General features: G+C 35.6%; 27 protein-coding genes. All 27 read left to right on the top strand.

Features of this window, described 5'->3' with window-relative positions; translation table 11 throughout:
* Window positions 1-29: 29 nt before the first annotated feature.
* The 27 genes from flgL (at window position 30) to pseC (ending at window position 26,502) form a co-directional block, all read left to right on the top strand.
* Window positions 30-950 (top strand): flagellar hook-associated protein FlgL, encoded by a 921-nt coding sequence (gene flgL / locus ACFSTH_RS19310; protein ID WP_377773715.1) that lies wholly within the window; start codon window positions 30-32, stop codon window positions 948-950.
* Window positions 951-978: 28 nt separating this feature from the next.
* Window positions 979-1,431 carry a flagellar assembly protein FliW gene (fliW, locus tag ACFSTH_RS19305; protein WP_377773713.1) on the top strand — a complete coding sequence of 151 codons (453 nt, stop codon included), beginning with the start codon at window positions 979-981 and terminating at the stop codon, window positions 1,429-1,431.
* Window positions 1,425-1,655, top strand: a complete 231-nt coding sequence (csrA, locus tag ACFSTH_RS19300) for a carbon storage regulator CsrA (protein WP_377773711.1) — start codon at window positions 1,425-1,427, stop codon at window positions 1,653-1,655. The genes fliW and csrA overlap by 7 nt, the downstream gene beginning before the upstream one ends.
* Window positions 1,656-1,668: 13 nt before the next feature.
* The gene (locus ACFSTH_RS19295; protein ID WP_377773709.1) at window positions 1,669-2,037 is read left to right on the top strand and encodes a flagellar protein FlaG; all 369 of its coding nucleotides are present in this window, start codon (window positions 1,669-1,671) and stop codon (window positions 2,035-2,037) included.
* A gap of 21 nt (window positions 2,038-2,058) precedes the next feature.
* A complete protein-coding gene (gene fliD, locus ACFSTH_RS19290; protein WP_377773707.1) occupies window positions 2,059-3,450 on the top strand; it encodes a flagellar filament capping protein FliD in 1,392 nt (463 codons plus the stop codon).
* A 41-nt stretch (window positions 3,451-3,491) separates the two neighbouring features.
* Window positions 3,492-3,884: a flagellar export chaperone FliS gene (gene fliS, locus ACFSTH_RS19285; RefSeq protein WP_377773705.1), complete on the top strand. Its 393-nt coding sequence runs from the start codon at window positions 3,492-3,494 to the stop codon at window positions 3,882-3,884.
* Window positions 3,877-4,287: a hypothetical protein gene (locus ACFSTH_RS19280; protein WP_377773703.1), complete on the top strand. Its 411-nt coding sequence runs from the start codon at window positions 3,877-3,879 to the stop codon at window positions 4,285-4,287. Before fliS ends, ACFSTH_RS19280 begins: the two co-directional genes overlap by 8 nt.
* 92 nt (window positions 4,288-4,379) lie before the next feature.
* Window positions 4,380-5,201: a flagellin N-terminal helical domain-containing protein gene (locus ACFSTH_RS19275; protein ID WP_377773935.1), complete on the top strand. Its 822-nt coding sequence runs from the start codon at window positions 4,380-4,382 to the stop codon at window positions 5,199-5,201.
* A 104-nt stretch (window positions 5,202-5,305) separates the two neighbouring features.
* Window positions 5,306-5,695 (top strand): hypothetical protein, encoded by a 390-nt coding sequence (locus ACFSTH_RS19270; RefSeq protein WP_377773701.1) that lies wholly within the window; start codon window positions 5,306-5,308, stop codon window positions 5,693-5,695.
* Window positions 5,688-7,553 carry a motility associated factor glycosyltransferase family protein gene (locus tag ACFSTH_RS19265; RefSeq protein ID WP_377773699.1) on the top strand — a complete coding sequence of 622 codons (1,866 nt, stop codon included), beginning with the start codon at window positions 5,688-5,690 and terminating at the stop codon, window positions 7,551-7,553. The genes ACFSTH_RS19270 and ACFSTH_RS19265 overlap by 8 nt, the downstream gene beginning before the upstream one ends.
* 16 nt (window positions 7,554-7,569) lie before the next feature.
* Complete coding sequence (pseB, locus tag ACFSTH_RS19260) at window positions 7,570-8,547, top strand: UDP-N-acetylglucosamine 4,6-dehydratase (inverting) (RefSeq protein WP_377773697.1); 978 nt, start codon at window positions 7,570-7,572, stop codon at window positions 8,545-8,547.
* Window positions 8,548-8,709: 162 nt separating this feature from the next.
* Window positions 8,710-10,014, top strand: a complete 1,305-nt coding sequence (locus ACFSTH_RS19255; protein ID WP_377773695.1) for a glycosyltransferase family 2 protein — start codon at window positions 8,710-8,712, stop codon at window positions 10,012-10,014.
* The gene (locus ACFSTH_RS19250) at window positions 10,011-11,273 is read left to right on the top strand and encodes a hypothetical protein (RefSeq protein ID WP_377773693.1); all 1,263 of its coding nucleotides are present in this window, start codon (window positions 10,011-10,013) and stop codon (window positions 11,271-11,273) included. The genes ACFSTH_RS19255 and ACFSTH_RS19250 overlap by 4 nt, the downstream gene beginning before the upstream one ends.
* A gap of 118 nt (window positions 11,274-11,391) precedes the next feature.
* Window positions 11,392-12,366 (top strand): glycosyltransferase family 2 protein, encoded by a 975-nt coding sequence (locus ACFSTH_RS19245; protein ID WP_377773933.1) that lies wholly within the window; start codon window positions 11,392-11,394, stop codon window positions 12,364-12,366.
* 18 nt (window positions 12,367-12,384) lie between these two features.
* Entirely contained in the window at window positions 12,385-13,803 is a 1,419-nt protein-coding gene (locus ACFSTH_RS19240; protein ID WP_377773691.1) for a CDP-glycerol glycerophosphotransferase family protein, read from the top strand.
* 34 nt (window positions 13,804-13,837) lie between these two features.
* Window positions 13,838-15,244, top strand: a complete 1,407-nt coding sequence (locus ACFSTH_RS19235) for a glycosyltransferase family 2 protein (protein WP_377773689.1) — start codon at window positions 13,838-13,840, stop codon at window positions 15,242-15,244.
* A 36-nt stretch (window positions 15,245-15,280) separates the two neighbouring features.
* A complete protein-coding gene (locus tag ACFSTH_RS19230) occupies window positions 15,281-16,792 on the top strand; it encodes an HAD-IIA family hydrolase (protein ID WP_377773687.1) in 1,512 nt (503 codons plus the stop codon).
* Between the two features lie 31 nt (window positions 16,793-16,823).
* A complete protein-coding gene (locus ACFSTH_RS19225; protein WP_377773685.1) occupies window positions 16,824-18,290 on the top strand; it encodes a CDP-glycerol glycerophosphotransferase family protein in 1,467 nt (488 codons plus the stop codon).
* Entirely contained in the window at window positions 18,287-19,177 is an 891-nt protein-coding gene (locus ACFSTH_RS19220; protein WP_377773683.1) for a glycosyltransferase family 2 protein, read from the top strand. The genes ACFSTH_RS19225 and ACFSTH_RS19220 overlap by 4 nt, the downstream gene beginning before the upstream one ends.
* A gap of 27 nt (window positions 19,178-19,204) precedes the next feature.
* Window positions 19,205-19,705 carry a hypothetical protein gene (locus ACFSTH_RS19215; RefSeq protein WP_377773681.1) on the top strand — a complete coding sequence of 167 codons (501 nt, stop codon included), beginning with the start codon at window positions 19,205-19,207 and terminating at the stop codon, window positions 19,703-19,705.
* A gap of 2 nt (window positions 19,706-19,707) precedes the next feature.
* Entirely contained in the window at window positions 19,708-20,871 is a 1,164-nt protein-coding gene (gene glf, locus ACFSTH_RS19210; RefSeq protein WP_377773679.1) for a UDP-galactopyranose mutase, read from the top strand.
* Between the two features lie 2 nt (window positions 20,872-20,873).
* Complete coding sequence (locus tag ACFSTH_RS19205; protein ID WP_377773677.1) at window positions 20,874-21,599, top strand: cytidylyltransferase domain-containing protein; 726 nt, start codon at window positions 20,874-20,876, stop codon at window positions 21,597-21,599.
* 17 nt (window positions 21,600-21,616) lie between these two features.
* Window positions 21,617-22,552, top strand: coding sequence for an ATP-grasp domain-containing protein (locus ACFSTH_RS19200; RefSeq protein ID WP_377773675.1), 936 nt, complete (start codon window positions 21,617-21,619; stop codon window positions 22,550-22,552).
* Window positions 22,549-23,220 (top strand): HAD family hydrolase, encoded by a 672-nt coding sequence (locus tag ACFSTH_RS19195; protein ID WP_377773673.1) that lies wholly within the window; start codon window positions 22,549-22,551, stop codon window positions 23,218-23,220. Before ACFSTH_RS19200 ends, ACFSTH_RS19195 begins: the two co-directional genes overlap by 4 nt.
* Window positions 23,221-23,333: 113 nt before the next feature.
* Window positions 23,334-24,311 (top strand): UDP-2,4-diacetamido-2,4,6-trideoxy-beta-L-altropyranose hydrolase, encoded by a 978-nt coding sequence (pseG, locus tag ACFSTH_RS19190; RefSeq protein ID WP_377773671.1) that lies wholly within the window; start codon window positions 23,334-23,336, stop codon window positions 24,309-24,311.
* 2 nt (window positions 24,312-24,313) lie between these two features.
* Window positions 24,314-25,360, top strand: a complete 1,047-nt coding sequence (gene pseI / locus ACFSTH_RS19185) for a pseudaminic acid synthase (RefSeq protein WP_377773931.1) — start codon at window positions 24,314-24,316, stop codon at window positions 25,358-25,360.
* A complete protein-coding gene (gene pseC / locus ACFSTH_RS19180; protein ID WP_377773669.1) occupies window positions 25,357-26,502 on the top strand; it encodes a UDP-4-amino-4,6-dideoxy-N-acetyl-beta-L-altrosamine transaminase in 1,146 nt (381 codons plus the stop codon). Before pseI ends, pseC begins: the two co-directional genes overlap by 4 nt.
* Window positions 26,503-26,522 lie beyond the last annotated feature (20 nt).

The following is a 26,522-nucleotide window of genomic DNA, read 5'->3' as shown; positions in this document are numbered from 1 at the left end:
AAAAAGCAGCATTGAAGGAGGGTATCGACATGCGTGTAACAGGCATGATGCAAAATACACAGTTTCTCAAAAACTTGCGTAACACTAACATGGGTCTAGTAGACTTACAGAACAAACTTGCAACAGGTGAACGTATCCACCGACCTGGAGATGATCCGGTAGGGATAGGGTACTTGATGAGATATGATACGGAGCTTGATCGCAGCAAAGAATTTTTAGAAAATGCTCGTACCGGAAAAGGCTGGCTTAATCAGATGGACGATCTGATGCAACAAGCGAACAAAGTATTACAACGAACACGAGTGCTAGTCCAACAAGCGGCGACAGATACAACACCGGATGATGCTCGGCAACATATTAAAGCAGAGATAGAACAACTGAAAGAACAGATGGTAGCTATCGGAAATAGTACGTATAATGGACGCTTTATCTTTAACGGACAAAAATCTGACCTACCTCCCTATACAAATGACGGTGCTGCTTATGAGCAAACAGACAAAGGACTATACTATTTGAACGTTAGTTCTTCTGTTACTGTGCCAGTCAGCATAACAGGCGAAGACATATTTGGAACGGCTGGTAAACCAGCAGCTGGAGGACAGCCTGCTGTACCAAGCGATAACGTATTTCAAATTTTTGACGAAATTATTAATAACTTATCTAATAACGACATTATAGCATTATCTAGCGACATGGAGAAAATTGATGGAGCTGCTGATCGAATATTGACCAATTCGGCAGAGATCGGTGCTCGTACTAATCGTTTTTCACTCATCGAAGAGCGTATTTTGGATGAACAACTTAGTTTGGAAGAGTTACGTGCGCAAGTTGGTGGTGCGGATATGCCAGGTACTTTTATCGAACTACAATTAAAACAAAACATACTACAAGCATCACTAGCTACAGGATCACAAATTATGCGTGTTTCGTTGGTTGATTATATACGTTAGAAGCTATAGGTAAGTGGGGGGAAGCTACATGGAACAAAGTAATATAATGGAGAATACGATCAAAAGTCCGATTTATGGAGATCTATTATATACAGAAGATCAAGTGTATCAATTTGAGCAAGGAATAATCGGGTTTTCGGCTATATCGAGCTACGCCTTATTTGCTTATGAAGACACGGCACTTTATGTACTGCACGCTTTAGAAGATGAAGTAAGCTTTTTACTTGTACCTTCATCCATTGTAGCTATAGAGATGGAATTTAAGGTGGATCAGCAAACGATTGAATTGCTTAATGCAACCGTTCCAACAGATCTCTCTCTCTTTTATATTGTGCATATAGTAGATGACCAACCATATATCAATGTCAAAGCACCAATTTTATTAGTTACTTCTAGTAACAAAGGATGTCAATATATTATTCATGATCCTAAGTATCCTATTCGCGAGAAACTTATCATGAAGGAGTTGGATACATGCTAGTTCTCAAACGAAAAGTGGGAGAAGTAATTAAAATTGGTGATGAAATAGAAGTTCATGTTTTAGCTGTTGAAGGTGATGTTATTAAACTAGGATTTGAAGCACCACAACATATACAAATTTTACGATCTGAATTGTATGAGGAAATTGAAACTGAAAATAAGCAAGCGATACTACAACAGCATGAACAAAAGGAAAAAATACTAGATATATTTAAAAAAAAGTAAGGATGTGATGCGAATGCTGGGCGCAATCAATCGAATGGATGGAGCCGATCGGGATTGGAACCAGATTAATTCTACAGACAAAAAATTAAACATTAGACAGCAACAAGAAGTAGAAGTGCTGGGACAGAAAAAGGCAGAGCGACAATTAACTGAAGAGGATAAACAAAAGTTATACAAGGAAGTAGAACTAGTGAATAATCAACTCAGTGCGTTGGATCGTTCTTTTCGTATTAAGTTTAGCGAAGAGGCAGAACAATTTTATACACAGATAATAGATGCTCGTACGCAAGAAGTAATAGAGAGTATTCCCTCGGAGCATATGATCGAATTAGCTGGAAAGCTAAAAGAAATGATCGGATTTTTTATAGATGAAAAAAGATAATAGAAAGTGTAGGTGATATATATGTCATTTAGTATTGATGGGTTAATGTCTGGATTAGACACGACCAAAATTATACAAGATTTGATGAAATTGGAACGAATTCCTTTTCAAAAGTTGGAGACAAATAAGAAAAATTTGCAGTCAGAGCAAACGATATTTAGAAATATTAACACGAAGCTACTAACGTTGAAAAACATAGTGGCTGATTTTAAAATGTCAAGTTCTTTTAATTTGTACACTGCTAAAAGTTCTAATAGTGAGGCAGTTACAGTAACGGCGAAAGATAATACAGCTACTGGTAACTACGATGTTACCGTAGATCAATTAGCAAAAGGTCATATGATTACTTCACAAGAGATAGTAGAAAGCGGTAGTGAGCTTCTTGGTAGAACATTCAGTTTAAATATGAATGGAAAAGAATTAAAGATAGAAGTTCCAGATTCTGTAACAAATAATAAAGGCGTTTTGGAGTTTGTTAAAAATGAAATTAATAAAAATGGCGAAAATGGGGTTTCCGCTACAATACTACAAACTTCTAATGGAAAAATGGCACTTACATTACAATCTACTGGCACTGGAGTTCAGTCAAAATTTAATTTTTCTGACAAAGTGAAAGATCCTGCATCAGGGCCTACTGTTAGTGATGATTATTTACAATGGTCTACACAGGAGGCACAAGATGCCATTGTCACTATTAATGGTATGAAAATTGTTAGATCATCGAATGCGATTAATGATGTGATAGATGGAATAAATTTTCAGTTAAATAAAGAAGAGTCTAGTAGTATTATGATAACTAAAGATACTGAGAAGATAGCAGAAAAAGTACAAAAATTTGTTGATGCATACAATGATGTTATAGAACTAGTACGGGATAATTTAGCAAAACCAGCGGATAAAGATAAAATGAATCCTCTACAAGGAGATAGTTTGCTTCGTACTATCAGTGATGATTTGTACAACATCTTTAATGAAATGGCAGGAGATCAAAAGGGTTTTAGAATGATGACAGATTTAGGTTTAGAAATTGATAAAGGAGTTACCGTTGGTAATTTAATGACTGGTAAAATTAATTTTGACAAGGAAACATTTAAAAATAAACTAACAGAAAATTCAGGAGCTGTTATGGATTTATTTCATAATATTGACTCGGGAATTATGATGAAATTAGATAAACAATTACAAAATTTAACGAGATCATCAGATGGTATGCTAAGTTCCAAAATAAAAGGTTATGATGCAGAAATCGGATTTGTGGACGATAGATTAATTGCTATGGATCAAAAACTAATTTCAAAAGAGCAACAATTAAAGGCGAAATTTGCGGCTATGGAAGTTGCTTTGTCTTCTTTGAAAAACCAACAAGATTGGTTAACTAACCAGTTAGCAGCTTTAGTGCCTAACAAAAAATAAGCTAGTAATTGTATTTTAGAAAGCTACAGGAGATGAGTGAAATGTTTCCTAATAGGAATGGTTACCAAGTTTACCAACGAAACAAATATGAAACAGCTTCTCCTCATAAACTAATATTGATGTTGTATGAAGGTGCTATAAGATATAGCCAGCAGGCAATTGTTGCGATAAATAAGAACGATATAAAGGAATCTAATCGTTTATTGCAAAAAGTGCAGGACATTATTTATGAGTTAGTAGCAACTTTGAACCATGATTCTGGAGGTAGCCTAGCTGCAAATCTACAAAATATTTATATGTATATTATCGATATATTAGTAAAGGCAAATATAAATAAAGACATAGTTCATATAGAAGAGTCCATTACCTTATTAACCGAAATAAAACAAGCTTGGGAAGAGCTCGGTAAGGAAGTGTCGATTAATAATGGTTAGAAGTGCCTCTGAAATATTATTAGAAAACTATGAAGAACTTAGTCACATTTTAACTTCACAAAATATATTACTGGATAAAATTATTGGATCAGACGATGAAAAGTTACTAAATGAGTATATTAAATTAACAGAACGATGGGCAACCCATCAGTCAAATATAGACAATATAACCAGTTCACTAGCTAATCAATTTGTGTTAGATAATAAATTAGCTGATGAAATACAAAGTAAAATAGTTTTTATGATTAACGCTTCTAAAGTGCTAGAAAATAAGCTGGAGAAAATAAAGAATTCCGATGCAGATTTGATGCTTAAACTAAAAAAGAAGCAAATGACACTACGTGGTTATGGCGGGATGACCCAATATGACGTTACGCCACTCTATATGGATGAAAAACAATAAAAATTTCGTAGTATCTATAAACTTTTTCAATGCGAATGTCGATATATATAGTAGTCGCAAGGATGCGACAATAATAATCATCATGGAGGATGATCTGTATGTATATTAATACTAACGTAGGTGCAATCAACGCACACCGTAACTTGGTTGGTAACAACCTATCTATGAACAAAACGATGGAAAAACTTTCTTCTGGTTACCGTATTAACCGTGCAGCTGACGATGCTGCTGGTCTAGCGATTTCAGAAAAAATGCGTTTTCAAATCAACGGTTTGAACCAAGCACAACGCAACGCTCAAGATGGTATCTCCTTGATCCAAACTGCTGAGGGTGCATTGACTGAAGTTCATTCCATGCTACAACGTATTAACACACTTGCTAACCAAGCAACAAACGGTACTTATCAAGATCTTGACAGAGATAAAATTGATTTGGAAGTACAAGAGTTGATTAATGAAATCGACAATATCGCTACGAAAACAACGTTTAACGGTATTAACTTGTTGAATTCAACTGACGCAGTTAAGTTCCAAGTGGGTAGTGAAAACGCAGATACGATTTCTGTTACACTTGGCGATATGACAAAAGGTACTTCTGGTTTATCTCTTGATGCTGTGAATGTGAAAACATCAACTGCTGCAACTGCTGCGATTGTTTCAATCAAAGCTGCAATCAGCACTGTATCAGCGCAACGTGCTACATTTGGTTCGGTTCAAAATCGCCTTGAGCACACAATTAATAATCTTGGTGTTACTGCTGAGAATCTATCTGCTGCACAATCACGTATCCGCGATGCAGATATGGCTGCTGAAATGACTAACTTCACTAAGAATCAAATTCTCGTACAAGCTGGAACATCTATGCTTGCACAAGCGAATTCTGTTCCACAAAACGTTCTTAAGCTTCTAGGATAATAAGTATGATGTAAAATAAAGGCTGCCTTCGGGCAGCTTTTTCTATTCATAAATATGAGAATATTGACGATATATATAATAGAATAAGTAAAAGGGGTATAGAGATGAGAATTGATTACCAAACTTGGATAGATGTTGTAAGGGATATTGAAGAATATATACCTAAACTGCTACAAGCTTGCAGTTCGGTCTCCGAACTTTTTTATGAAACGATGGATGAAGAGAAATGGGGCATTTTCGGCCAGCTTTTAGATGGATTAGAAAATTGTTATAAGTCCCTTTATATGACGGTGGAGGATGCTAAGGATCACTGTCCTAAATTATACGACCAATTAAATTCGCTAGTGGAAAAATTTCCGCAACAGTTTATTATACTTCAAGAAGAGTTAAAAATTGAAAATTTCGTTGGCGTAGGTGACCTTGTAAAGTATGAGTGGTCGTCTCTACTCGCTGATGTATTAAACGTACTCAAGGAGACGGTTAAGAATGAGTAATATGCTTCAAGAAAACTTGGAGACATTAAGGAAGTATCGTGTGGATCTTTATGAGAAAGTAGCTACTTTTATGGAGAAACAGAACACTTCCGATATATCAATTGTTCTAGCTGCAAACGGTACACTAAATTTATTTATAAATAGTGAAGGTGAGCAGTCGTTGTATATGTATAGTAAATATAACCCTGAGCATGAATGTCAGCGTTGGTCTGAATCTTCTGAACCTATCCAGCAAGATAGTTATATCATTATGTACGGTTTGGGTTTGGGCTATCATTTCAATGCTTACATAACTCAAAATAGAGGGCATCAAATATATATATACGAGCCTGAATTAAGTATATTTGTAGAAAGCTTAAAAGTTATATCGTTACAATCAGTTATAGAACACTCTAATTTTAGATACTTAGCTGTCGGAGAAGACCCAATGGAACAGGAACAATTATTTTTTTTGTTCCATATATATGCCAGTGAGTCGAAGCATATCGTAGCTATACCGTTCTATATGAAAAAAAACATAGCGCAATATGAACAATTTACAGAAAAGCTTAGGATAGGTTTGAGCAACCATTTATCATCGGAACAATATGCAAAGTCGTTAGGTAAGTTTACTTTGTATAACACGCTTAGAAACTTTACGTCTATTATAAATACTCCATCTCTGGCAGGTATGAGAGATCGCTTAAAAGGAAAACAAGCAGTAATTATTGGTGCGGGTCCATCATTAGAGAATGAGATTGATTTATTGAAATCTATACAAGATCAAGTGTTCCTCATTGCCGCTGGATCAAGTATTCAATCTTTATTAAGTCATGGGATCGAACCGCATTTAATTGTATCTATGGATGCAGGAAAGTTTAATTATAATATATTTAAACAGAATGATCTAAATCATATTCCTCTATTAATCATTCCACAAATACACTATGAAATTCTAAAGGAACGAACAGAGAACGTTATACATTCTTTTTTCTCCCATGATCCTTTTATAAAATATTGTTTTGACCTTAATGATGATGATCCGCTATTTGTAGGAACACATTCTGTCACAGGAACAGCAATTCAAGCTGCGATTTATATGGGGTGTGATAAAATCATTCTAGTAGGACAGGATTTATCGTTCCCCAATAAATTACTATACGCAGAGGGTACTAATCACTTAACAGCGGATGCTCTTAAGAATGATCAGTTACAGATAACAGAGGCGGTAGTTAATGTTAAGGGTGGTTTTAATCATACATCAGCCAAAATGAAAATAACATTAAACGATATTGAGAATTTAATAGCGTTATATCCAGATACATCATTTATTAACACTACAATTAATGGTGCTAGAATTCAAGGTACTACATGGTTGCCGTTATCTGAGGTTGCTAGTTTGATCGGGAATATTGGTTACAATAAAGAGGAGTTTAAAAGAGATATTTCAAAATTCACTTATGCTTATTCTGAGGAATATAAAACACAAGTTAGAGATAATTGCCAACTTCTATTACAACAACTAGTAGAGATTGAGAAGCAAGTAATTAAGGTGGAGGCTTTGTTATCAAAGTTACCCGAATTAAGCAGAACAAATCAAAATAAGTGTATGAAATTTATAAGGGATATTGAAACACAATGGGGGCAAGTAGTTCATTCTTCTCTATTTAAAAGTATAATCAGTGAATGGATGAAGAGTGAGCTGTATGCTTATGATCGACAAGTTGATAGTATAGCTAAAGAGGTTAACTTGATACCTAAATCAAATTTAATGGACGAGATAGTAGGAACGTTTATTACAAAATTAAAGAAGGAACTCCCAATAATTATGAGAGAGATACGCATTCAGATCGACAAAATAGATTTGAGAGAATTATAGTTGGAAGGTGAAGCAGGTGCTACAGAATCCATTAGAAAATAAAAGTGTTCTCATCACAGGTGGTACCGGATCATTCGGAAAGAAGTTTGTCGAGAAGGCTTTAACATTGAACGCAAAAAAAGTTATTGTATTTAGTCGTGATGAATTAAAGCAATATGAGATGAAAAAGGAATTTGGGGAAGACAGTCGTTTGCGTTACTTTATCGGCGATGTACGCGATAAAGAAAGGTTATATCGTGCGTTTGATGGAGTAGATTTCGTTATTCATGCTGCAGCCATGAAACATGTAGAAGCATGTGAATACAATCCTTTTGAAGCGGTCAAAACAAACATTAATGGCGCCCAAAATGTTATTGAAGCAGCAATCGATTGTGGTGTTGAAAAAGTTATTGCATTGTCAACCGATAAGGCTGCGGCGCCTGTGAATCTGTATGGGGCAACTAAGCTAGCTTCAGATAAGTTATTTATTGCTGCTAATTCATATGCTAGCGGTAAAAAAACGAAGTTTTCAGTAGTTCGATACGGCAATGTAGTGGGTAGCCGCGGTAGTGTTGTTCCTTTTTTTCAGAGCATTAGACATACAGGAGTATTAACTGTAACAGATGAGAGAATGACGCGTTTCTGGATCACGCTTGATCAAGGAGTACAATTTGTTATTGATAATTTGGGACGAATGTGTGGCGGAGAATTGTTTGTTCCGAAAATTCCAAGTATGAAAATTTTGGATTTAGCAGAGGCAATAGGACCAGAGTGCGAGATAGAGGTTGTTGGTATTCGACCAGGTGAAAAATTACATGAGATGATGATAACAGTCGATGATGCACGTCATACTGTTGAATACGAAGATTATTATGTTATAGCGCCTGAGTTTTCTTGGTGGACTTCTGAGAAGATAGAAGGGGAAACTGTACCTGAAGGTTTTGAATATAATAGTGCAACGAATGATAGATGGCTTAGTGTGGCGGATTTGAGAGAAATCATAGAGAGGCAATAAAACAATGATCGAATTCTCATTTGAACGACTCAATGCAGTGATCATTTTTGTGAAAAATCAATATCATGTGCAGGAAAATACACGCACACTTGAGATGAAGAGAGCACTTATTGTTTTGATGAATATACGAATTTGTAGTGCGATTGGAAGGTGAACTGTTTTGTGAGTAAAGAAACAGCTGTGGTAATATGCAATTGGAATAAAAAAACAGATTTAATGCTTTGCATTCATTCAGTATTTCGCTCTAATTACACTAATTTTGACGTAATTGTAGTAGATAATGCTTCAACAGACGGTTCCGTTGAAGCTATAGAAGAGTTGGCTTATCCTATTCATATTATTGAACTTGCAGACAATATAGGCGGTGCTGGTGGTTTTAACGCAGGAATTGAAAAGGCGCTAGAAGGTGCATATGAATATATAGTTTTACTAGATAATGATGTAATTGTCGATTCAATAGCTATAAATAATATGATTAATATTATGAAAGACAATAGCAACATCGGATTACTTGGAGCTAAAATAATAGCTTCCGGTACCGAAAATATACTTCAAGAATTTGGGTCGTATATCGATTGGGATCAGTTTAATATTCGACCAATGAATAAGGGGAGCCTTGATACTCAGGATTTGCCGTTGTTATTGGAATGTGATTATGTCCCTGCCTGTGCCTTAATTGCTCGTGCAAGTGCTGTAAGAAAGGTTGGTTTGATGGATTCTCAATATTTTATTTATTGGGACGATATTGAATGGGGTTATCGAATGAAGCAGTCTGGTTACAAGGTGATGGTTACATCAAAGGCTAAGGTCTGGCATAAGATGGGTGCAACCGAACGAAAAACCACTTTTGCTACCTATTATTTTTGGAGAAATAGATTTCATTTTTTTTTGGAATATATTGAACAAAGTCAATTAGACCAGTTTATAGATTGTATATTCAATGATCTTCATAAAGCAATTTATTTTAGTAAACATAATTATAGATGGTCTGTAATCAAAAGCCTTGTGTATGCTTTCGAAGATGCATTAGTTGGTATACGAGGAAAAGCGCAATGTGATCGTATATTTGAAATAGAAGGAATAACTGATAGATTGGCTGAATGGATGGATCAAAGTTCTCCTGGCAACGTAATTATAAAAAACTATGGATCAAACAAATCTGTCTACCAAAAAGTTATTAGCAGATTAACAGAGACAGGGAAGTATCAAGTGGAAGAGACAGAGCCTATCAATCATAATGATAACTATCATATTTGTATTAGCGATCACATACTAGATATAGGGCAAGAAATCTTAAACTATAAGTACGATCTATTTATAGATAGTTTTAATAATATTGCTCATACTGAAGCAGATCGAATTTACTTCATGAATTACCTCCAGTCTTTGGAAAGTTCAAGAGAGTGGATGTTTGAGTATATAGAAAGAAGAGTTATGCAGTTAAACAGGGGGCAGTATATTAGATGATGGTGGATATAGAAAATGCGTTGAATCCTTATTTGCAACTGCTCTGTTCAAAAAAGGTTATCGTTTTTGGCGCGGGTTCTGGTGGAAAGCAAGCCTTATCTGTATTGGAGAAGCTCAATATAAAGGTTGAATATGTAATTGATAATAATGAAAAATTAGCCGGAGAAAAAATTTTCCATTACTCCATTTATAGCGCTAAGGAAACTATTGGAAATATAAATTTTGACAGCTATGTAATACTAGTTGCAAGTATCCACTATGACGAAATCACTACACAATTATCAGAAGCGGGAATGAAAGAGTACATTCACTATATGTCAGCGTGGGGACAAAAAAGAAAAAATTATTACCATGCAGGATATTTTTCGGAATCAGCTCAGATGAAACATGAGAAAGCTGACATCCTCTTATTCGGCGATTCAGTGTATAGCTATACATCCAATGATGATAGTGATACAACAACGTTAAATGAGATGATGACAAGCAAAATGGTATTGAAGAATAAGGTTGAAATTATCCATTCTCCTGGTTTTCATCTAGGCGTATTTTATTATATCTTAAATGCTTTAATAGCAACAAATAGATTGCCCAAAGTGGTGGTTTTACCTATAAACATGAGATCCTTCGCTCCTATATGGGAGCTAAATCCTAATCAATTTTCGATGGAAACAATGAATGAATTAAGTGAGTTAATGCATCATCTTCAATATGAGATTCCAAACTCCAGCATTGCAATGCAAAAAGTGTCTTTTGATGAATTTATAAATAACAAAAATTATTATCCGGGAATTGGTATGAGATCGGTGGCAGAAATTCTTGCTTGGAGTCATATTAATAAGGTAAGTAAGAAGCAATCGGAGCAAGAATATCGCACAAAATTATTGTACTCCTCGCATTACTTATCTTCACTGAATAGTGAAAATAAAAGGTTGCAAGTTTTAAAGAACATAATTAAGTTGTGTGAAGAATATCATATTTCTTTATTCACTTATATTATGCCTATAAATTATGAATATGGGCTTGAAAACTTTAAAGAAGAGGAGTTACAAGGTTATAGAGAAAATATTCATTATATCGGTGGTCTTCTGGAAGATGGAAAAGAAAATATATTTAAAGACTATAGTGAATTAATAACAAGAGACTGCTTCCGCCATCATAATTATGTTGTAGAACATTTGAATCAGTTTGGTAGGGAAAAATTTTCGGATAAATTAGCTCACGATCTAAAGAAATGGATCAATAAGAAAGCCTTTGGTTAATGATGCAACGCATCTTGCTGATTTTTAAAAGCATACGAGAAATATTCCACAAGATATTATAACTGAGCTCGATTTTTCGTGAGCGAAATACTAGACGGGGGGCAACCGAATAGTGGTAATGGCAAGCGTCATAATGCCAGTATATAATGGTGAATTACATTTGGAAGAAGCTATTCAAAGTGTATTGAACCAAAGTTATATAGATTTTGAATTTATTATTATTAATGATGGTTCCACAGATCAATCACTCAAAATTATAACAAAGTATAAATTGATGGATAATAGGATTCATGTTATTTCAAGAGATAATAGAGGGTTAGTCTCTAGTTTAAATGAAGGTATTGCTATCGCACAAGGCAAATACATCATTAGAATGGACGCGGATGATATTTGTTATTCTGATCGTTTTGAAAAGCAAGTTGATTTTCTGGAAACTCATCAGTCTATTGATATTCTATCGAGCTACGTAACTATTATTGGAGAAGAAAATGTATTGCTTGAAAACAAACTAAATCAGCCGTTAGTTCATCCGCTTAAACAGTTCTTAACAGACTGGTATTGTTTTTGTCACCCCGCTGTAGTCATGAGAAAAAGTATTTTTAAAACACTGATAGGTTATCAATGTTATTTTGCGGAGGACTTGGATTTGTGGCTTAGGGCGTGCAATGAACAAATGCAATTCAGAAAGTTAGAAGTGTCACTGCTTTATTACAGGGTTCACCATAATTCCAAAACAAAACAAGATAACCAACTTTTAAATGGGATAAAAGATGCAGTGTTGTTAAAAGTACAATATGTTAGGGAGAAAATGGGGATTTTGTTTCATACATATGCAGTTTGGGGAGCAGGTGTTGGTGGTATTACAACAATCGAGATTATGAATGAACATTACCCTGATCTGATATGTATAGGTTTAATTGATACATATAAAAAAGGAGCGCATGATAGTATTCCAATTTTAACACCTTTTGAATTTGATTTTTCAAAAGCGGATTATGTTTTAGTTGCCACAGAACCAGGTAAGGCATATGCGGCAGATTATTTGGAAGAAAGAGAGCTAAAATTGTTAACCGACTATTTACCTGTAATATAAAAAGAAAGGTGTTTAGTTATGGAAAATGTCATATTATTTGGTGCTTCTGAGAAAGGCAAACAGGCATTTATAGATCTCCAAGATGAATACAATATTGTAGGATTTTCTGATAATAATGATGAGAAGTGGAATCAAGACTTTGTGGGGTTAAAAGTGTTGCCGCCTAGTGAATTATTAATTATGTCGAATTGTAAAATCGTTATAGCAAGTTTGTATTCATTTGAAATTGCTCAACAGTTGCAGGCCATGGGTATTAAAAAGGTGGGAATATATAGAAGAATCGAATCGAGAGCTGTAATTGATGAAATAGATTTAGAAAGAATTCACGGCTTGGATCGACATAGAAATATTTGTTTGGTTATAGTTAATCACGCTCTTTCTAATGTAGGGGCGTTATATAAATTGGTGCCAGAGAAATATAAAGAGATTTATAATATAACAGTATGCAGCGCTCACGAAAAACAAGCATTGTTTTTTGAGGGCTATGATTTTCACAAGGAAATTCTAGAGAACAGAATGATAGTACTGGATGAAAATATACCTAAACAAAAGTTAGAAGATACGTTATTTTATCACTTGTGGCATGGTGTTCCTTTAAAGGCACTCGGATACATGCAGAAAGAAGTGGTGCACAGCGATAGACAACATCATAATTGGAATCGTTTTGACGTTATTGGTTCATATTCAAGTTTTTATAATGTTTTGTTAAGTGCTTCGTTTGGCTTGGCAAGAGATAAATTTGCCGTGACAGGTATGCCAAGAAATGATTTTTTGTATAGAAGTGATGGAAAAGAAAATTTGTCAGAATTGTTAGAAGTGGACATTACATCAAAGAAAATTATTTATTTAATGCCGACTTATCGTAATTCAAAGCATTTAAGACAGGAAACAGGTAATAAAAGTTGGAGTAACATTTTTGGAATGGAGGTATTTGACAATTCCAGTTTTGAAACCTTTTTAAGGCAGAATAATTTATTAATAGTTATGAAAGTCCATCCTCACGAGGAAGAAGAGGTTCTTCCTTTAATAGAAAGTATGTTCAGCAGCCATGTTTATTTAGTAACCAGTCAGATGTTAATTTCAAAAAATATGGATTGGTATGAAACATTAAATGCCGCAGAGCTTCTAATTACAGATTACTCATCCGTGTATTTTGATTATTTATTATTAGATAGACCAGTTCTATTTACCCCTGTTGATTATGAAGATTATTCGCAAGATAGAGGTTTTTTATTAGAGCCATATGATTCCTGGACACCAGGTCCTAAGGTCATCAATCAAGATGAACTGCAAGAGCAATTATTGTTACTACTTGAAAATAAAGATTATTATCAGACTGAAAGAATTTCGTTAAAAAATATAATTCATTATCATCAGGATGGAAATTCAAGTGAACGAGTATGGGCAAATATTCATGAAACTTTGAACCGCCGTTGAGATAAGTGATAAATTAATGAAAGAGAGATGGCGCATGAAAAAAGTAGGTATTGTAATTTGTACGTGGAATAAAAAGGAATATATATTGAATTGTATAGAATCAGTATTAAATTCGACTTATAAAAATTATGATATTTACGTAGTGGATAATGCTTCAACCGATGGTGCGCCAGAAGCAATTTTAGAGAAGTATCAGGATAAATTGACCCTAATTCGGAAAACAGAAAATACTGGTGGTGCTGATGGCTTTCATTGGGGAATACAAGCAGCATTGAAGAAGAATTATGATTATTTGTGGTTGCTTGATAATGATATATTGGTTGACAGTAACGCACTTTTTCATCTGGTGGATTATTTAAATAGAAATTCAAATGTAGCGGCAGTTGGATCCAAACTGCTTTATATGGAAAATCCAGACCGGGTGCAATATTTAAACACTGAGATAGATATGGATAATTTTACAATTACAAAGTATTTAGCAAATAGTGAGGACAATCCTAAACTGCCAATTGAGATTGAAACGGATGTTATTCCTGCATGTTCAATGTTAATAAAAACAGAAATGCTTGTGAAGTACGGAGATATGGACCCTGAATATTTTATTTATATGGACGATTCTGATATGGGGTTTCAATTTATATTGAATGGATACAAATTAATGATATACACACCTTCTATAGTTTACCATAAGAGAGGTGCGCTGGATAGAACGACAACTTTTGGTGACTACTATTCGCGAAGAAACACATTATATTTCTTTTTAAAATATATTCGCTACGATCAGATTTATTCATTTGCAGAGTATATCATAGATCAGTCGTTTAAAGAATTTTATTTTGGCACGTATAATAACAGATTTGAAGTCGTTTTAACAAGGCAGTTTGCTCTTGAAGACATGTTGAATGGGATCAGAGGAAGAGCAGTAGAAGGTAGAATTCTAGAGCTTCCAATACAAATTCCACGTGCGCAGCTTGTTATTGAAAAATATTATAAGCTTGTAATAATTGGTAGTGACTTAACAGCAACGAGTTACATCATTGAAATGATTGAACATAAATATCCCGATAAAGTTGTTGATGTAATATTGAATGATGAAAATGAAGATACAGCAATCTTCGTAGACCAAATGAAGTCAGTTAATATTTTGAGTATGAATGACTTTGTACTCGACAGGTATGAATTAATTATTCAAACTTGCAAGCATGTTTTGGACTACAAGCTGTATAATAGCGAAATTACACCACATGTATATATTGACAGGTACTCTAATGTTCTTGAAAACGAACAAGACAAACAATATATGGATAATTGTGAGAGGATATACAGTAATTATAAAGCTATAAACCTCCCTATCTTAGTAGACCGATTACAAAGAAGGAAGGATGAAATTGATTGCCAAATTGCTTTGAGGAAAAGAGACAGCGTAGAGAGCTTTGGATGAAATAGCAATAAAAAATATAAAATCGGAGTGAATAAATTGAAAGCAGCTATATTAGCAGCAGGTCTTGGTTCGAGGCTTCAACCAATTACGAATCATAAACCAAAATGTATGGTCAAAGTTCAAGGGGAAACGTTGCTTGAAAGACAATTATCTGCTTTTCTAGAAGGTGGTGTAGAGGAAGTATATATTGTTACTGGTTACCGATCCGAATTAATTGATGAGAAATATATTAAACGTAGATTCAAGAAGATGGAGATTCATTTTATTCAAAATGATTTGTTTGAAACTACGAATAATATGTATTCACTTTATTTGTTGAAACCTTATCTTTATAATCAAAGCTTTGTTTTATGCAATGGAGATATAATTTATGATAATCAAATATTTGTGAGTTTAGTTAATTCGCCTTATCCTGATTTGATTGCAGTAGAAAAGAATAATTTTATGGACGAGTCAATGAAAATTAAAGTAAATAGCGATAACTTAATTGTTGATATATCCAAGGCCTTGGATGAGGATGATAGTTACGGAGTTTCTATCGACATGTACAAATTTTCAATGAATTCAGCAAAAGTTTTATTTGATAGAGTTGAAACTATTATCAATGTCGAAAATAACCTGAAGGATTGGACGGAAGTAGCGATTCAAAGTGTGTTAAAAGAGAGATTAATTAATATGCAGCCTTATTCTATTAATGATTATCGTTGGGTAGAAATTGATAATTATAATGATCTGGCATTAGCAGATATGAAATTTCATAATTTAAGCATGGATATTAAAGACGCAGTGTTTTTTATCGATTTGGATGGAACTCTAATGAAAGGTCAAGAACTTATTCCAGGTGCTGATGAGTTTATCAATTATCTGAATAAAAATGAGATACCATATTTTTTACTATCAAACAATTCTTCGTATTCCAAATCTGAGCTAATAAATAAAATGCAACTTTTTGGAATAGAAGTTGATGAGCACAAGATTATTTTATCAACTGACGGTCTTATAGCGTATCTGTTGGATGAAGGGGCATTAAAAACTTACACTGTAGGAACTAATGCGATGATAGATTATTTAGAATCCAATAATATTGAGACGGATGCCGAAACTCCAGACTTTGTTATACTTGGTTATGATACGGAGATAAACTATCAAAAAATTAAAAAGGCAAGTAAGTTTCTAAATCAAGGGATTCCGATGCTCGCAACTCATATTGATGTGAATTGTCCGACTCCTGACGGTCCTATTCCAGACATTGGCTCATTTATTAATATGTTCTCTACTGCACTGGAAGTAACGCCGTACAAAATTTTTGGAAAGCCTAACATCGAAATGCTTTCATTTAAGCTTGAGCAATTTGCCAAGAGTCATCCTGCTAGGACTCCAGTTGTTATTGGTGATCGGTTATATACAGATATGGAGATGGCGAAAAGATTAAATATTGATTTTATTTGTGTACTCAGTGGAGAAGCATCTCGTGAAGAAATAGACAAGTTGGATTTATTCCCGAATCTGACTGTAAAAAGTGTAAAAGAAATTTTACAAATGATTTAATTTTACTTGTGCAAAAGGAAGTGATGTCTGATTGAAAGATATTGTTCTATTTGGTGCTTCAGGTTTGGGACAGGAAGCTTATGCTGTTATGCATCGCGACTATAACATTATTTCTTTTGTAGACAATAGTGAATTAAAATGGCAAACTTATTTTTGCGACAAACCAGTCTGGTCACTTGAACAAGTAGTTGCTTATGAGAACGCCTATATCATTATTACGAGTATGTATGCATTAGAAATATCGAAACAACTAGCTCAATTAGGTATTACAGAATTTGGGGTATATCATGGAAGTTATACGGGCAAAGATGGGAAAGTTAATGTTAGAATCGAGCAATTCGACTTAAATAATTCGGTCTACAACCAGAGACATAAGCAGATCGGACTAATCACGTCTTCTTACAGCGGTTCGAATATTGTTGCTTTACTAAAGTTGATGCCAGAGAAATATAAAACGAAATACAATGTAAATTTTTGTCATTCCAGTGAAATGGGCTATCATTTTTTTAACAGGTATTCTTTTTTACGTGAAATCCTAGAGAATCGTATGCTGGTATTTGATGATGTTTCACCATCTAGAAAGACAGAGGATAACTTTTACGTTCAATTATGGCACGGATTCCCCATTAAAGGTTTGGGTTATATGGAAAAAAATGTTATGGAAAACGAAAAGCATCATCAACATTGGCTGCAATTTGATGATATCGCCTCCTACTCATCTTTTTATAACATAGTTATGGGAGCATGTATGGGGATACCGCGCGATAAATTTGTTACTACTGGAATGCCACGCAATGATTTTTTATATGGTACAAATGGAAGAGAAAAATTAGAGAAGCTTTTGAACGTAAACTTTGTAGATAAGAAAATTATTTATTTAATGCCCACCTATCGACAGTCTAAGTTGCTAAAACAAACTTCGGGAAATAAAAACTGGTCAAATATTTTTGGTTTTGATTCGTTTAGAGAAGCTGATTTTTCTGAATTTTTAAAAGAAAATAATATAGCACTTATTATAAAAACCCATCCATTGGAAGAAGAAGAAGTCATGCCATATCTGAATAGACTAGGCGATGAAAATATTTATTTATTATCAGATCAAGTATTGCTTGACCACAGGACAGATCTCTATGAAACTTTAAACGCTGCTGATTTGTTGATAACAGATTACTCCAGTGTTTATTTTGATTACTTATTATTGGATCGCCCAATTTTGTTTACACCAGTGGATTTAGATGAGTACTCAGAATCAAGAGGATTTGTACTGGAGCCGTACGAGATGTGGACACCGGGTCCTAAAACAATGTCCCAATCGGATTTACAGGCGGAGATTATAAAGTTGTTCTATAATGAAAGCTACTACGCCCAAGAGCGTCGAAAGTTAAAAGAGATGGCACATGTGTTTATGGATGGTAAGTCTAGTGAGCGTGTTTGGGACAGAATCAACGAAAGAATGGATGGAGAAAAACAAGCTATGTTAGGAAGTCTATCGTTATGAACTCAACCATCACTATTGTAATGCTTTCCTGGAATAGAAGAAATGACGTGCGTGAAAGCTTAAATCGCATTAGACAGATTCAATACAGTCCGATTGAAGTAATTATTGTAGATAATGCTTCAAGTGATGAAACACCAGAGATGATCTCCAATGAATTTCCAGAAGTTCAATTAATCGCACTATCGGAAAACATTGGAATAGAAGCATATAATAAAGGATTTGAGGCTGCAAAGGGGAAGTATATCGTTATTATTGATGATGATAGTTTCCCTGCTTTTGATGCTATAAATAAAATGGTGGAAAGGTTTGAAGAAGACCCTTTATTAGGGGCTGTTGCCTTTGATGTCAGAAACTTTTATCACTACGATGAAGTTAGTGTAACAACTGCTGTCCAAGCTCAAACGGAAGCAATCTCCAGCCAGTATTTTATGAGTTTCAATGGAGCAGGAGTGGGAATTAGAGCAGAGTTGTTTCGTGAGATAGGTTACTATCCGGGGGAATTTTTCCTATATAATAATGAAATGGATACAGCTTTCAGAATCTGGGATAAAGGTTATCACATAAAGTTCTTTAGTGATATTGTATCCTATCATAAATATTCACCAGTAAATCGAACTTCGTGGAGGGCTCCTTTTTATTACACACGTAATGCGTTTTGGTTAGTTTGGAAGTACTATAAATTTGGTAAGTGCTTAAAAACGACATTGCTACTAATATATTTATGCATTTGCAACAGTATTGAACAAAGAACAACTGTTTACTTGAAGGCTATGTTTTCAGCATTTAAAGATATTGACAAACTTAAAGGTAAGCGAAAGCCAGTTAATTCAGTTATTGCTGATGGATTGAGAGTACCATTCGATACATTTTTCACATTTTATCGTTAGATTCTAAAGAGGGGGGATGGGGAGAAAGTGTTAAAAAGGGCGCTTATTATACGTTCTGCAAGTTTTCAGCAGTTGGATCGAAATTTACCTGAAATCCAACAACAGATGCCCGGTTATGTTTTTGATTTGTTAACACATGAGCATGGAGTTAAGCTTGCAGAAAAATATGAAGGTATTAACAAAATAATCCCTTATTCGTACAAACAAAGTTTTAATAGAAAACTTAAAGTCAACGGTTTACCATCCAAACCTTATGATGCTGTTATTTATGTAGTGACGAATATGACAGGAGTAGGGTTTTGGAATGTATTACAGTTCGCATTTACTATTCCTGCTAATCATTATATTCAATGTAATATGCATACTGAATTAAAAACAATGACTAAAGCTCAATTTTATAAGGGTGTTTTCTTTAAATGGATGCAAAGATTTATCTCACTAATTACTACTGGATTATGCTCGATTCTTGTCATTCCTTATTTGTTTTTTAAATTTTTTCAAATAAGATCTGAGTTATCGGAGGAATAACTATGTTTGATTACGTTATTGTTGGTGCAGGACTGTCAGGTTCTGTTGTTGCGGAACGGATAGCCAATGATCTGAATAAAAAAGTGTTAATTATCGAGAAGCGTAATCATATAGCAGGTAATGTATTTGATCATCATAACGAGCATGGAATACTTGTTCATCAGTATGGGCCACATATTTTCCATACGAAGTTGAAAGAAGTCTGGGACTATATATCACAATTTACGGAATGGAATCACTATCACCATCGGGTCTTAGGGAGTATTGATGGGCAACACGTACCAATACCATTTAACTTAAAATCTTTGTTTACGCTATTGCCCCAACATACGGCACAACAGTTAGAGCAAAAACTAGTTACGCACTTTGGGTATAACGTTAAGGTTCCGATTCTTAAGTTGCGTGAAACATCAGATGAGCAATTGAAATGGTTGGCTGATTACGTATATGAAAAGATTTTTCTGCACTACACGAAAAAGCAGTGGGATATGACGCCAGAAGAGTTAAATCGGAACGTTACTGGTCGAGTTCCTGTGTATATATCTAATGATGATCGTTATTTCCAAGATACCTATCAAGGTTTACCTAAAAACGGCTATACACGGGTTGTAGAAGCAATGCTAGATCATCAAAATATTAAATTAATGCTTAATACCGATTATAAAGAAGTCGTAACCTTCAACGCTGACACTGGTAGTATAATGTTGTTCGGTCAACCATTTACTGGTCAATTTATTTATACTGGAAAAATAGACGAGTTATTTAACTATAAATATGGAGAATTACCATATCGTTCATTACGATTTGAACACGAAACAATAGAACAAGAAAAGTATCAGTCTGCAGGAACGGTTAATTATCCTAATGAGTATGATTTTACACGTATTACAGAGTTTAAGCATTTAACAGGTCAAGTTCATCCGTATACGAGTATTGTAAGAGAATATCCTCAGCCATATAGTAAAGATATACCTGGAATGGATATTCCGTATTATCCAATACCTCAGTCTCAAAATCAAATTGTTTATAAGCAGTATAAGCAAAAAGCGAAGCAATATAATCAGGTAGTGCTTCTGGGTAGATTGGCAGAGTATACTTATTATGATATGGATGCGTGTATTGCTAAGGCGCTTAAAGTGTATGAGCAGGTTATAAGAGGAGAATAGCTATGAGAATTGTTGCTATTATACAAGCTCGGATTGGATCAACCCGTCTTCCAGGTAAAGTATTACGACCACTTATTGATCAAACGGTTCTTGCCCATGTTATTGCAAGATGTGTAGCAGTGCCTAGCGTTACAAAGGTTATAGTAGCGACATCGACTGAAATTGGCGATCAAGCTATCTATGATGAAGCCATTGCACAAGGAGTAGAATGTTATCGTGGAAGTGAGAATAATGTGCTTAGTCGCTATTACGAAGCTGCAAAGTTAGCTCAAGCAGATGTAATTATTCGTATTACTTCTGATTGTCCATTACTTGACCCATCTATTGTTGAACAATTAATACAGCATTTTAAGCAGACTGCTTGTGATTATGCTCGAATTGGACTAGATGTTTTTCCGCGTGGATTGGACGCAGAAATCTTTACAATGGATGCATTGCAACAAGCATATAACAATGGAAGGTCAGACTTTGAACGAGAACATGTAACAACTTACTTTCAGAATAATCGTGAGAAGTTTAAGTTTGAAGTATTTCGTAAAGGTGAAAATTATTCTAAGTATCGTTTAACACTAGATACAATAGAAGACTGGGTATTAATTGAGAATATATATCAACAGTTGTATAGGGGCGATATATTTGGCTGGTTAGAGGTTCGACAACTGCTGCAAGATCAACTTAATCTTGCTTTAATAAATGCTCATGTCGAACAGAAACACAATAATGTGTGATTTTAGGAGAATAAACGATGCATATAATTGTGATGAGTATAGCAAATAAAGTTCCTTTAATAAAAGCGGTTAAAGCAGCTGCGCATATTCATAATCCTACAACTAGGGTATATGGTGCAGATGTGAATGAAAAGTGTATTGGTCAGTATTTTGTAGATTGTTTTTGGCAGAGTCCATTGCTTGAGCAATTACACATAGATAGCTTTATTGATTATTGTACAGCTCATCAGATCACATTAGTATTACCTACTCGTGACGGTGAGCTATTGTACTTTGCTAGGCATAAGATAAGATTATTAGAAGCAGGGATATCAATTATGATTTCTGATGAAGCTATTGTACAAACATGTTTGGATAAATTTCTATTCAGTAAGCGATTAGCGGAACTCGATTATCCTGTAATTCCAAGTTATGAAAGCATTCCACCAGGTATGGATGCTTATGTGGTAAAGGAGCGTTATGGTTCAGGATCTAAGGCAATCGGAATTAATCTATCAGAAGAGCAAGCAGCTGTACATATGCTCACACTAGAGCATCCTTTAATTCAACCATATATACAAGGTAAGGAGTATAGCGTGGATGTTTATGTGAGTGGTAGAAAAGCAAAAGGTGCAATAGTGCGTGCACGCGAACTAGTCGTTCATGGAGAATCTCAGATTACGACGACCGTACGCATTCCTGAGGTTGAAACGATGATGATGCAAATTGCAGAGCATTTTCCTTTTCAGGGACATATTATATTTCAAGTTTTGTTAGATGGAAATCAAAAAATTCATATAATTGAATGTAATTGTAGAGTGGGCGGGGCATCAACTTTGTCGTTCGCAGCGGGATTGCAAAGTGTATATTGGTTTATGCAAGAGAGTATAGGTACAACTGATAAGGAGCTAGTATTTGAACGTTCCAAGGAGGAGAAAAGATTGATTCGTCATGCAGAGGATATGCTGATATGAAAGTAGTAGTATTTGATCTTGATGACACATTGTATGATGAATTAACTTATGTTCGGAGCGGTTTTCGCGCCGTTGCTAATTCTTTGGCAGTTCGTTACGGAGCTGATGCTAATGAGTTATCAGAGTTAATGTGGAACACTATGATAAGTAAGGGGCGTGGTAAAGTTTTTGATGTGGCGCTTGCATCCATTCAGCAACTAACAAAAGAAAATGTGAAGTATTGTGTCATTGTTTATCGTAAACATGAACCAGAAAAGTTAGAATTGTTTGAAGATGCTCAAATTATGTTAGGAAGGTTAGAAGCGCATCAAGTTCCCAGGTACATTGTGACAGATGGTAATAAACTTGTTCAATATCGAAAAATAAAAGCCTTGCAGTTAGAAGAGCGTGTAAACAAATACTTTATTACTCATCGTTTTGGTCTGAAGCATAGTAAGCCATCCCCTTATTGTTTCAATAAAATAGCCCAATTAGAAGGGGTAGAACCTTCAGATATCGTCTATGTTGGCGATAACATTGCTAAAGACTTTGTTGGAATTAAGGAACTTGGTTTTCAGACAGTTCGTATATTAAGGGGAAGCTATATCTCTTTAGAGAGATCGGAAGAATATCATGCACATCATGATATTCATAGTTTATTAGAATTGAGCAAAATTTATAGTTTGTAATTGGCTACACCTTCCAGTTCACGCACCAGTAGTGTGGCACTAGAAGGTTTTTGGTGTTAATGTGTACAAATGACAGCTTAACCAATGTATATTGAGCAAAGGCTGGTGTTATAGTGGATATTATTATTCGTACAGACGCTTCTATCGACATAGGCAGTGGTCACGTGATGCGTTGTTTAACGATTGCTGATCATATTAGGAAGTTAGGGCATAGCGTGTCTTTTTGGATGGAGTTATTGCCAGGTAATTTGATAGATTTTGTAATAGGACGCGGTTTTCCTGTTACTCAGCAGATGCAATCTGCCGATATACTCATTATAGATCATTATCAGCTAGATGCTTCGTGGGAGCAGCAGATGAGACCGTTCGCTCGGAAAATTGTCGTTATCGATGATCTAGCAAATCGTCTGCATGATTGTGATGTGTTACTAGATCAAAATGTTGTGCCACATTACGAGCATCGTTATGATGCTCTAGTTCCAGGGCATTGTGTGAAATTGCTTGGACCACAGTATTTAATTATGCGAGATGAATTTATTGATGAACGCGCTAAGTTAGTAACGCGAACAGGTAAAGTGAACAGGCTGCTTGTGTTTATGGGAGGGAGCGATCCCACTCATGAGACGTTGAAGGTTTTGACAGCACTGCAACATACGACGACAGAGTTCGAACATGTCGATGTTGTTGTTGGTTTAAGTAACGCGAACCGACAAGAAATCGAACAAATATGTTATAGACAACAATATACTTATCATTGTCAAATTGATTATATAGCTAAACTGATGTCTCAAGCGGACTTTTCTATTGGTGCAGGTGGTTCTACTACTTGGGAAAGATGTTATGTAGGTTTGCCATCTTCCTGTACGATTGTAGCTGACAATCAGAGGATATCGACAGAAACAGCTCAGCAGCTAGGTGCGGTGTTTAACTTGGGCTGGCATGAACAGGTAACGGTAGATACATATGCTGTATTTCTGGACTCATTGCCGAGTGAACGTGAGAAGATAAAAGCAATAAGTGAGCAGGGTTTACATATAACAGCGAGTCAGGGGCAAGTGAATCCTTGGCTTCAAAAAATAGTGGAGTGGTGATTATGATTCAAATTGGCAACAAAAAGATAGGGCGAGATAGTAAGCCATTCATTATTGCAGAAATGTCTGGCAATCATAATCAGTCGTTGGAACGGGCGCTCCATTTAGTAGAGTTAGCCGCAGAAGCGGGTGTCGATGCAGTTAAGCTGCAAACCTACACTGCAGATACGATTACTTTAGACATACATACAGATGAATTTTTTATTTCGAATGAGCAAGATTTGTGGAAAGGGCAATCTCTCTACACGTTATATCAGCAAGCTTATACTCCTTGGGAATGGCATAAAGAAATTTTCGATAAATGTAAAGAGCTTGGACTAATTGCATTCAGTTCGCCATTCGATGAAACGGCTGTGGATTTTCTTGAATCACTAGATGTCCCTGCTTATAAGATAGCTTCTTTTGAAAATGTAGATATTCCATTGATTAAAAAGGTAGCTAAAACAGGTAAGCCCATCATTATTTCTACGGGAATGGCATCAGCAGCAGAGTTAGACGAAGCGGTTCGAGCGGTAAGATCCGAAGGTAATGAACAGCTTATTTTATTAAAGTGTACGAGTACTTATCCTGCTTCTCCTGAAAATTCTAATCTCGCTACGATTCCGCATATGAAGCAATTATTCAATACAGAGATTGGTTTGTCGGATCATACGATGGGGATAGGTGTGTCAGTTGCGGCTGTGACGCTGGGAGCTACAGTGATCGAGAAGCACTTCACAACCTCGCGTGCGGAAGGTGGCGTGGACGCTGCATTTTCTATGGAGCCGCATGAGTTGCAGATGTTAGTGCAAGAAACGGAGCGGGCATGGCAAAGTATTGGACATATCCAGTATGGTCCGACGGAAGCGGAAAAACCATCACTCAATAATCGTCGCTCTCTCTATGTAGGTGAAGATATGAAGGCTGGGGATATTTTCACAGCACAAAATCTTCGAAATGTAAGGCCAGGTTTGGGTTTAGAGACGAAGTACTATGATTTAGTTATAGGAAAACGGATTAAAGCTGATGCCTCGAAAGGAACAGCATTGAGCTGGGAGTTGTTGTTATGAGCAAGAGAATAGATTTTCTGCCCTACGGTCAGCAAACAATAGATGATGATGATATAGAAGCTGTTGTGGCAATATTACGTTCGCCATTTTTAACTACGGGTCCTACTATTAAGCAATTTGAGGAAACTGTGGCAGATTATGCAGGAACGAAATATGCTGTTGCGTTCTCGAATGGAACTGCTGCGTTGCATGGGGCATGTTATGCTGCCGGTATTACTGAAGGGGATGAAGTGATTACGACCCCGATTACTTTTGCTGCAAGTGCGAATTGTGCTCGTTATTTAGGAGCGGATATTGTATTTGCTGATATCGACAAGGACACGTATAATATCGATCCAACGGATGTCGCAAGGAAAATTACTAGTCGCACAAAAGCAATTATTCCAGTTGATTTTACAGGACAGCCCTGCGATATTGAAGCAATTATGCAGCTGGCAAAGGATCATCGACTAGTAGTTATTGAGGATGGAGCGCATGCGTTTGGTGCTGAGTATAGAGGGAAGAAAATAGGCTCGCAAGCCGATATGACGATGTTTAGTTTTCATCCTGTTAAGCCGGTTACTACTGCTGAAGGTGGCGCTATCGTAACCAACGATGAAAACTATTATAAGAAGCTGCTGCTTTTTCGTAGTCATGGTATTACGCAAACGCCTTATGCGGCGGAGCAAGGTGAATGGTATTACGAAATGCTTGAATTAGGCTTCAATTATCGAATGACTGATGTGCAGGCGGCATTGGGTATTTCTCAAATGAAAAAGCTGGATGATTTCATGGATCGCCGCCGTGCGTTGGCTGCAACATATACTGAATTGTTAAGCAATGTCAATGGAGTTAAGATACCCTATCAAGTGGAACATTCTAGCTCTGGCTGGCATTTATATTCTATTCAATTGGATGAAGCTATCATTGGGAAAAGTCGCAAGCAAGTATTCGAGGAGATGCGTGCAGCTAATATTGGCGTACATGTGCATTATATTCCTGTCTATTGGTTCCCTTATTATGAGCGGCTAGGTTATCAAAGAGGTCTATGTCCAGTTGCGGAAAAGTGGTATGAGCAGGCTTTAACTTTGCCTTTATTTCCGAAGATGCAAGATGAAGACGTTCAAAATGTCGTGGATCAATTAAAATATATTATAAGCTGATAGAAAAGATAGGATGTCAA

The sequence above is a fragment of the Paenibacillus yanchengensis genome (genome assembly GCF_042684845.1).
Taxonomy (GTDB): Bacteria; Bacillota; Bacilli; order Paenibacillales; family Paenibacillaceae; genus Pristimantibacillus; species Pristimantibacillus yanchengensis.
This window is presented reverse-complemented; position numbering and strand designations above follow the sequence as displayed.

What these genes read in the sequence shown, in the direction of transcription:
- flgL (WP_377773715.1), top strand. Translation starts at nt 30, where the DNA reads ATGCGTGTAACAGGCATGATGCAAAATACACAGTTTCTCAAAAACTTG.
- fliW (WP_377773713.1), top strand. Translation starts at nt 979, where the DNA reads ATGGAACAAAGTAATATAATGGAGAATACGATCAAAAGTCCGATTTAT.
- csrA (WP_377773711.1), top strand. Translation starts at nt 1,425, where the DNA reads ATGCTAGTTCTCAAACGAAAAGTGGGAGAAGTAATTAAAATTGGTGAT.
- ACFSTH_RS19295 (WP_377773709.1), top strand. Translation starts at nt 1,669, where the DNA reads ATGCTGGGCGCAATCAATCGAATGGATGGAGCCGATCGGGATTGGAAC.
- fliD (WP_377773707.1), top strand. Translation starts at nt 2,059, where the DNA reads ATGTCATTTAGTATTGATGGGTTAATGTCTGGATTAGACACGACCAAA.
- fliS (WP_377773705.1), top strand. Translation starts at nt 3,492, where the DNA reads ATGTTTCCTAATAGGAATGGTTACCAAGTTTACCAACGAAACAAATAT.
- ACFSTH_RS19280 (WP_377773703.1), top strand. Translation starts at nt 3,877, where the DNA reads ATGGTTAGAAGTGCCTCTGAAATATTATTAGAAAACTATGAAGAACTT.
- ACFSTH_RS19270 (WP_377773701.1), top strand. Translation starts at nt 5,306, where the DNA reads ATGAGAATTGATTACCAAACTTGGATAGATGTTGTAAGGGATATTGAA.
- ACFSTH_RS19265 (WP_377773699.1), top strand. Translation starts at nt 5,688, where the DNA reads ATGAGTAATATGCTTCAAGAAAACTTGGAGACATTAAGGAAGTATCGT.
- ACFSTH_RS19250 (WP_377773693.1), top strand. Translation starts at nt 10,011, where the DNA reads ATGATGGTGGATATAGAAAATGCGTTGAATCCTTATTTGCAACTGCTC.
- ACFSTH_RS19245 (WP_377773933.1), top strand. Translation starts at nt 11,392, where the DNA reads ATGGCAAGCGTCATAATGCCAGTATATAATGGTGAATTACATTTGGAA.
- ACFSTH_RS19240 (WP_377773691.1), top strand. Translation starts at nt 12,385, where the DNA reads ATGGAAAATGTCATATTATTTGGTGCTTCTGAGAAAGGCAAACAGGCA.
- ACFSTH_RS19235 (WP_377773689.1), top strand. Translation starts at nt 13,838, where the DNA reads ATGAAAAAAGTAGGTATTGTAATTTGTACGTGGAATAAAAAGGAATAT.
- ACFSTH_RS19220 (WP_377773683.1), top strand. Translation starts at nt 18,287, where the DNA reads ATGAACTCAACCATCACTATTGTAATGCTTTCCTGGAATAGAAGAAAT.
- glf (WP_377773679.1), top strand. Translation starts at nt 19,708, where the DNA reads ATGTTTGATTACGTTATTGTTGGTGCAGGACTGTCAGGTTCTGTTGTT.
- ACFSTH_RS19205 (WP_377773677.1), top strand. Translation starts at nt 20,874, where the DNA reads ATGAGAATTGTTGCTATTATACAAGCTCGGATTGGATCAACCCGTCTT.
- ACFSTH_RS19200 (WP_377773675.1), top strand. Translation starts at nt 21,617, where the DNA reads ATGCATATAATTGTGATGAGTATAGCAAATAAAGTTCCTTTAATAAAA.
- ACFSTH_RS19195 (WP_377773673.1), top strand. Translation starts at nt 22,549, where the DNA reads ATGAAAGTAGTAGTATTTGATCTTGATGACACATTGTATGATGAATTA.
- pseI (WP_377773931.1), top strand. Translation starts at nt 24,314, where the DNA reads ATGATTCAAATTGGCAACAAAAAGATAGGGCGAGATAGTAAGCCATTC.
- pseC (WP_377773669.1), top strand. Translation starts at nt 25,357, where the DNA reads ATGAGCAAGAGAATAGATTTTCTGCCCTACGGTCAGCAAACAATAGAT.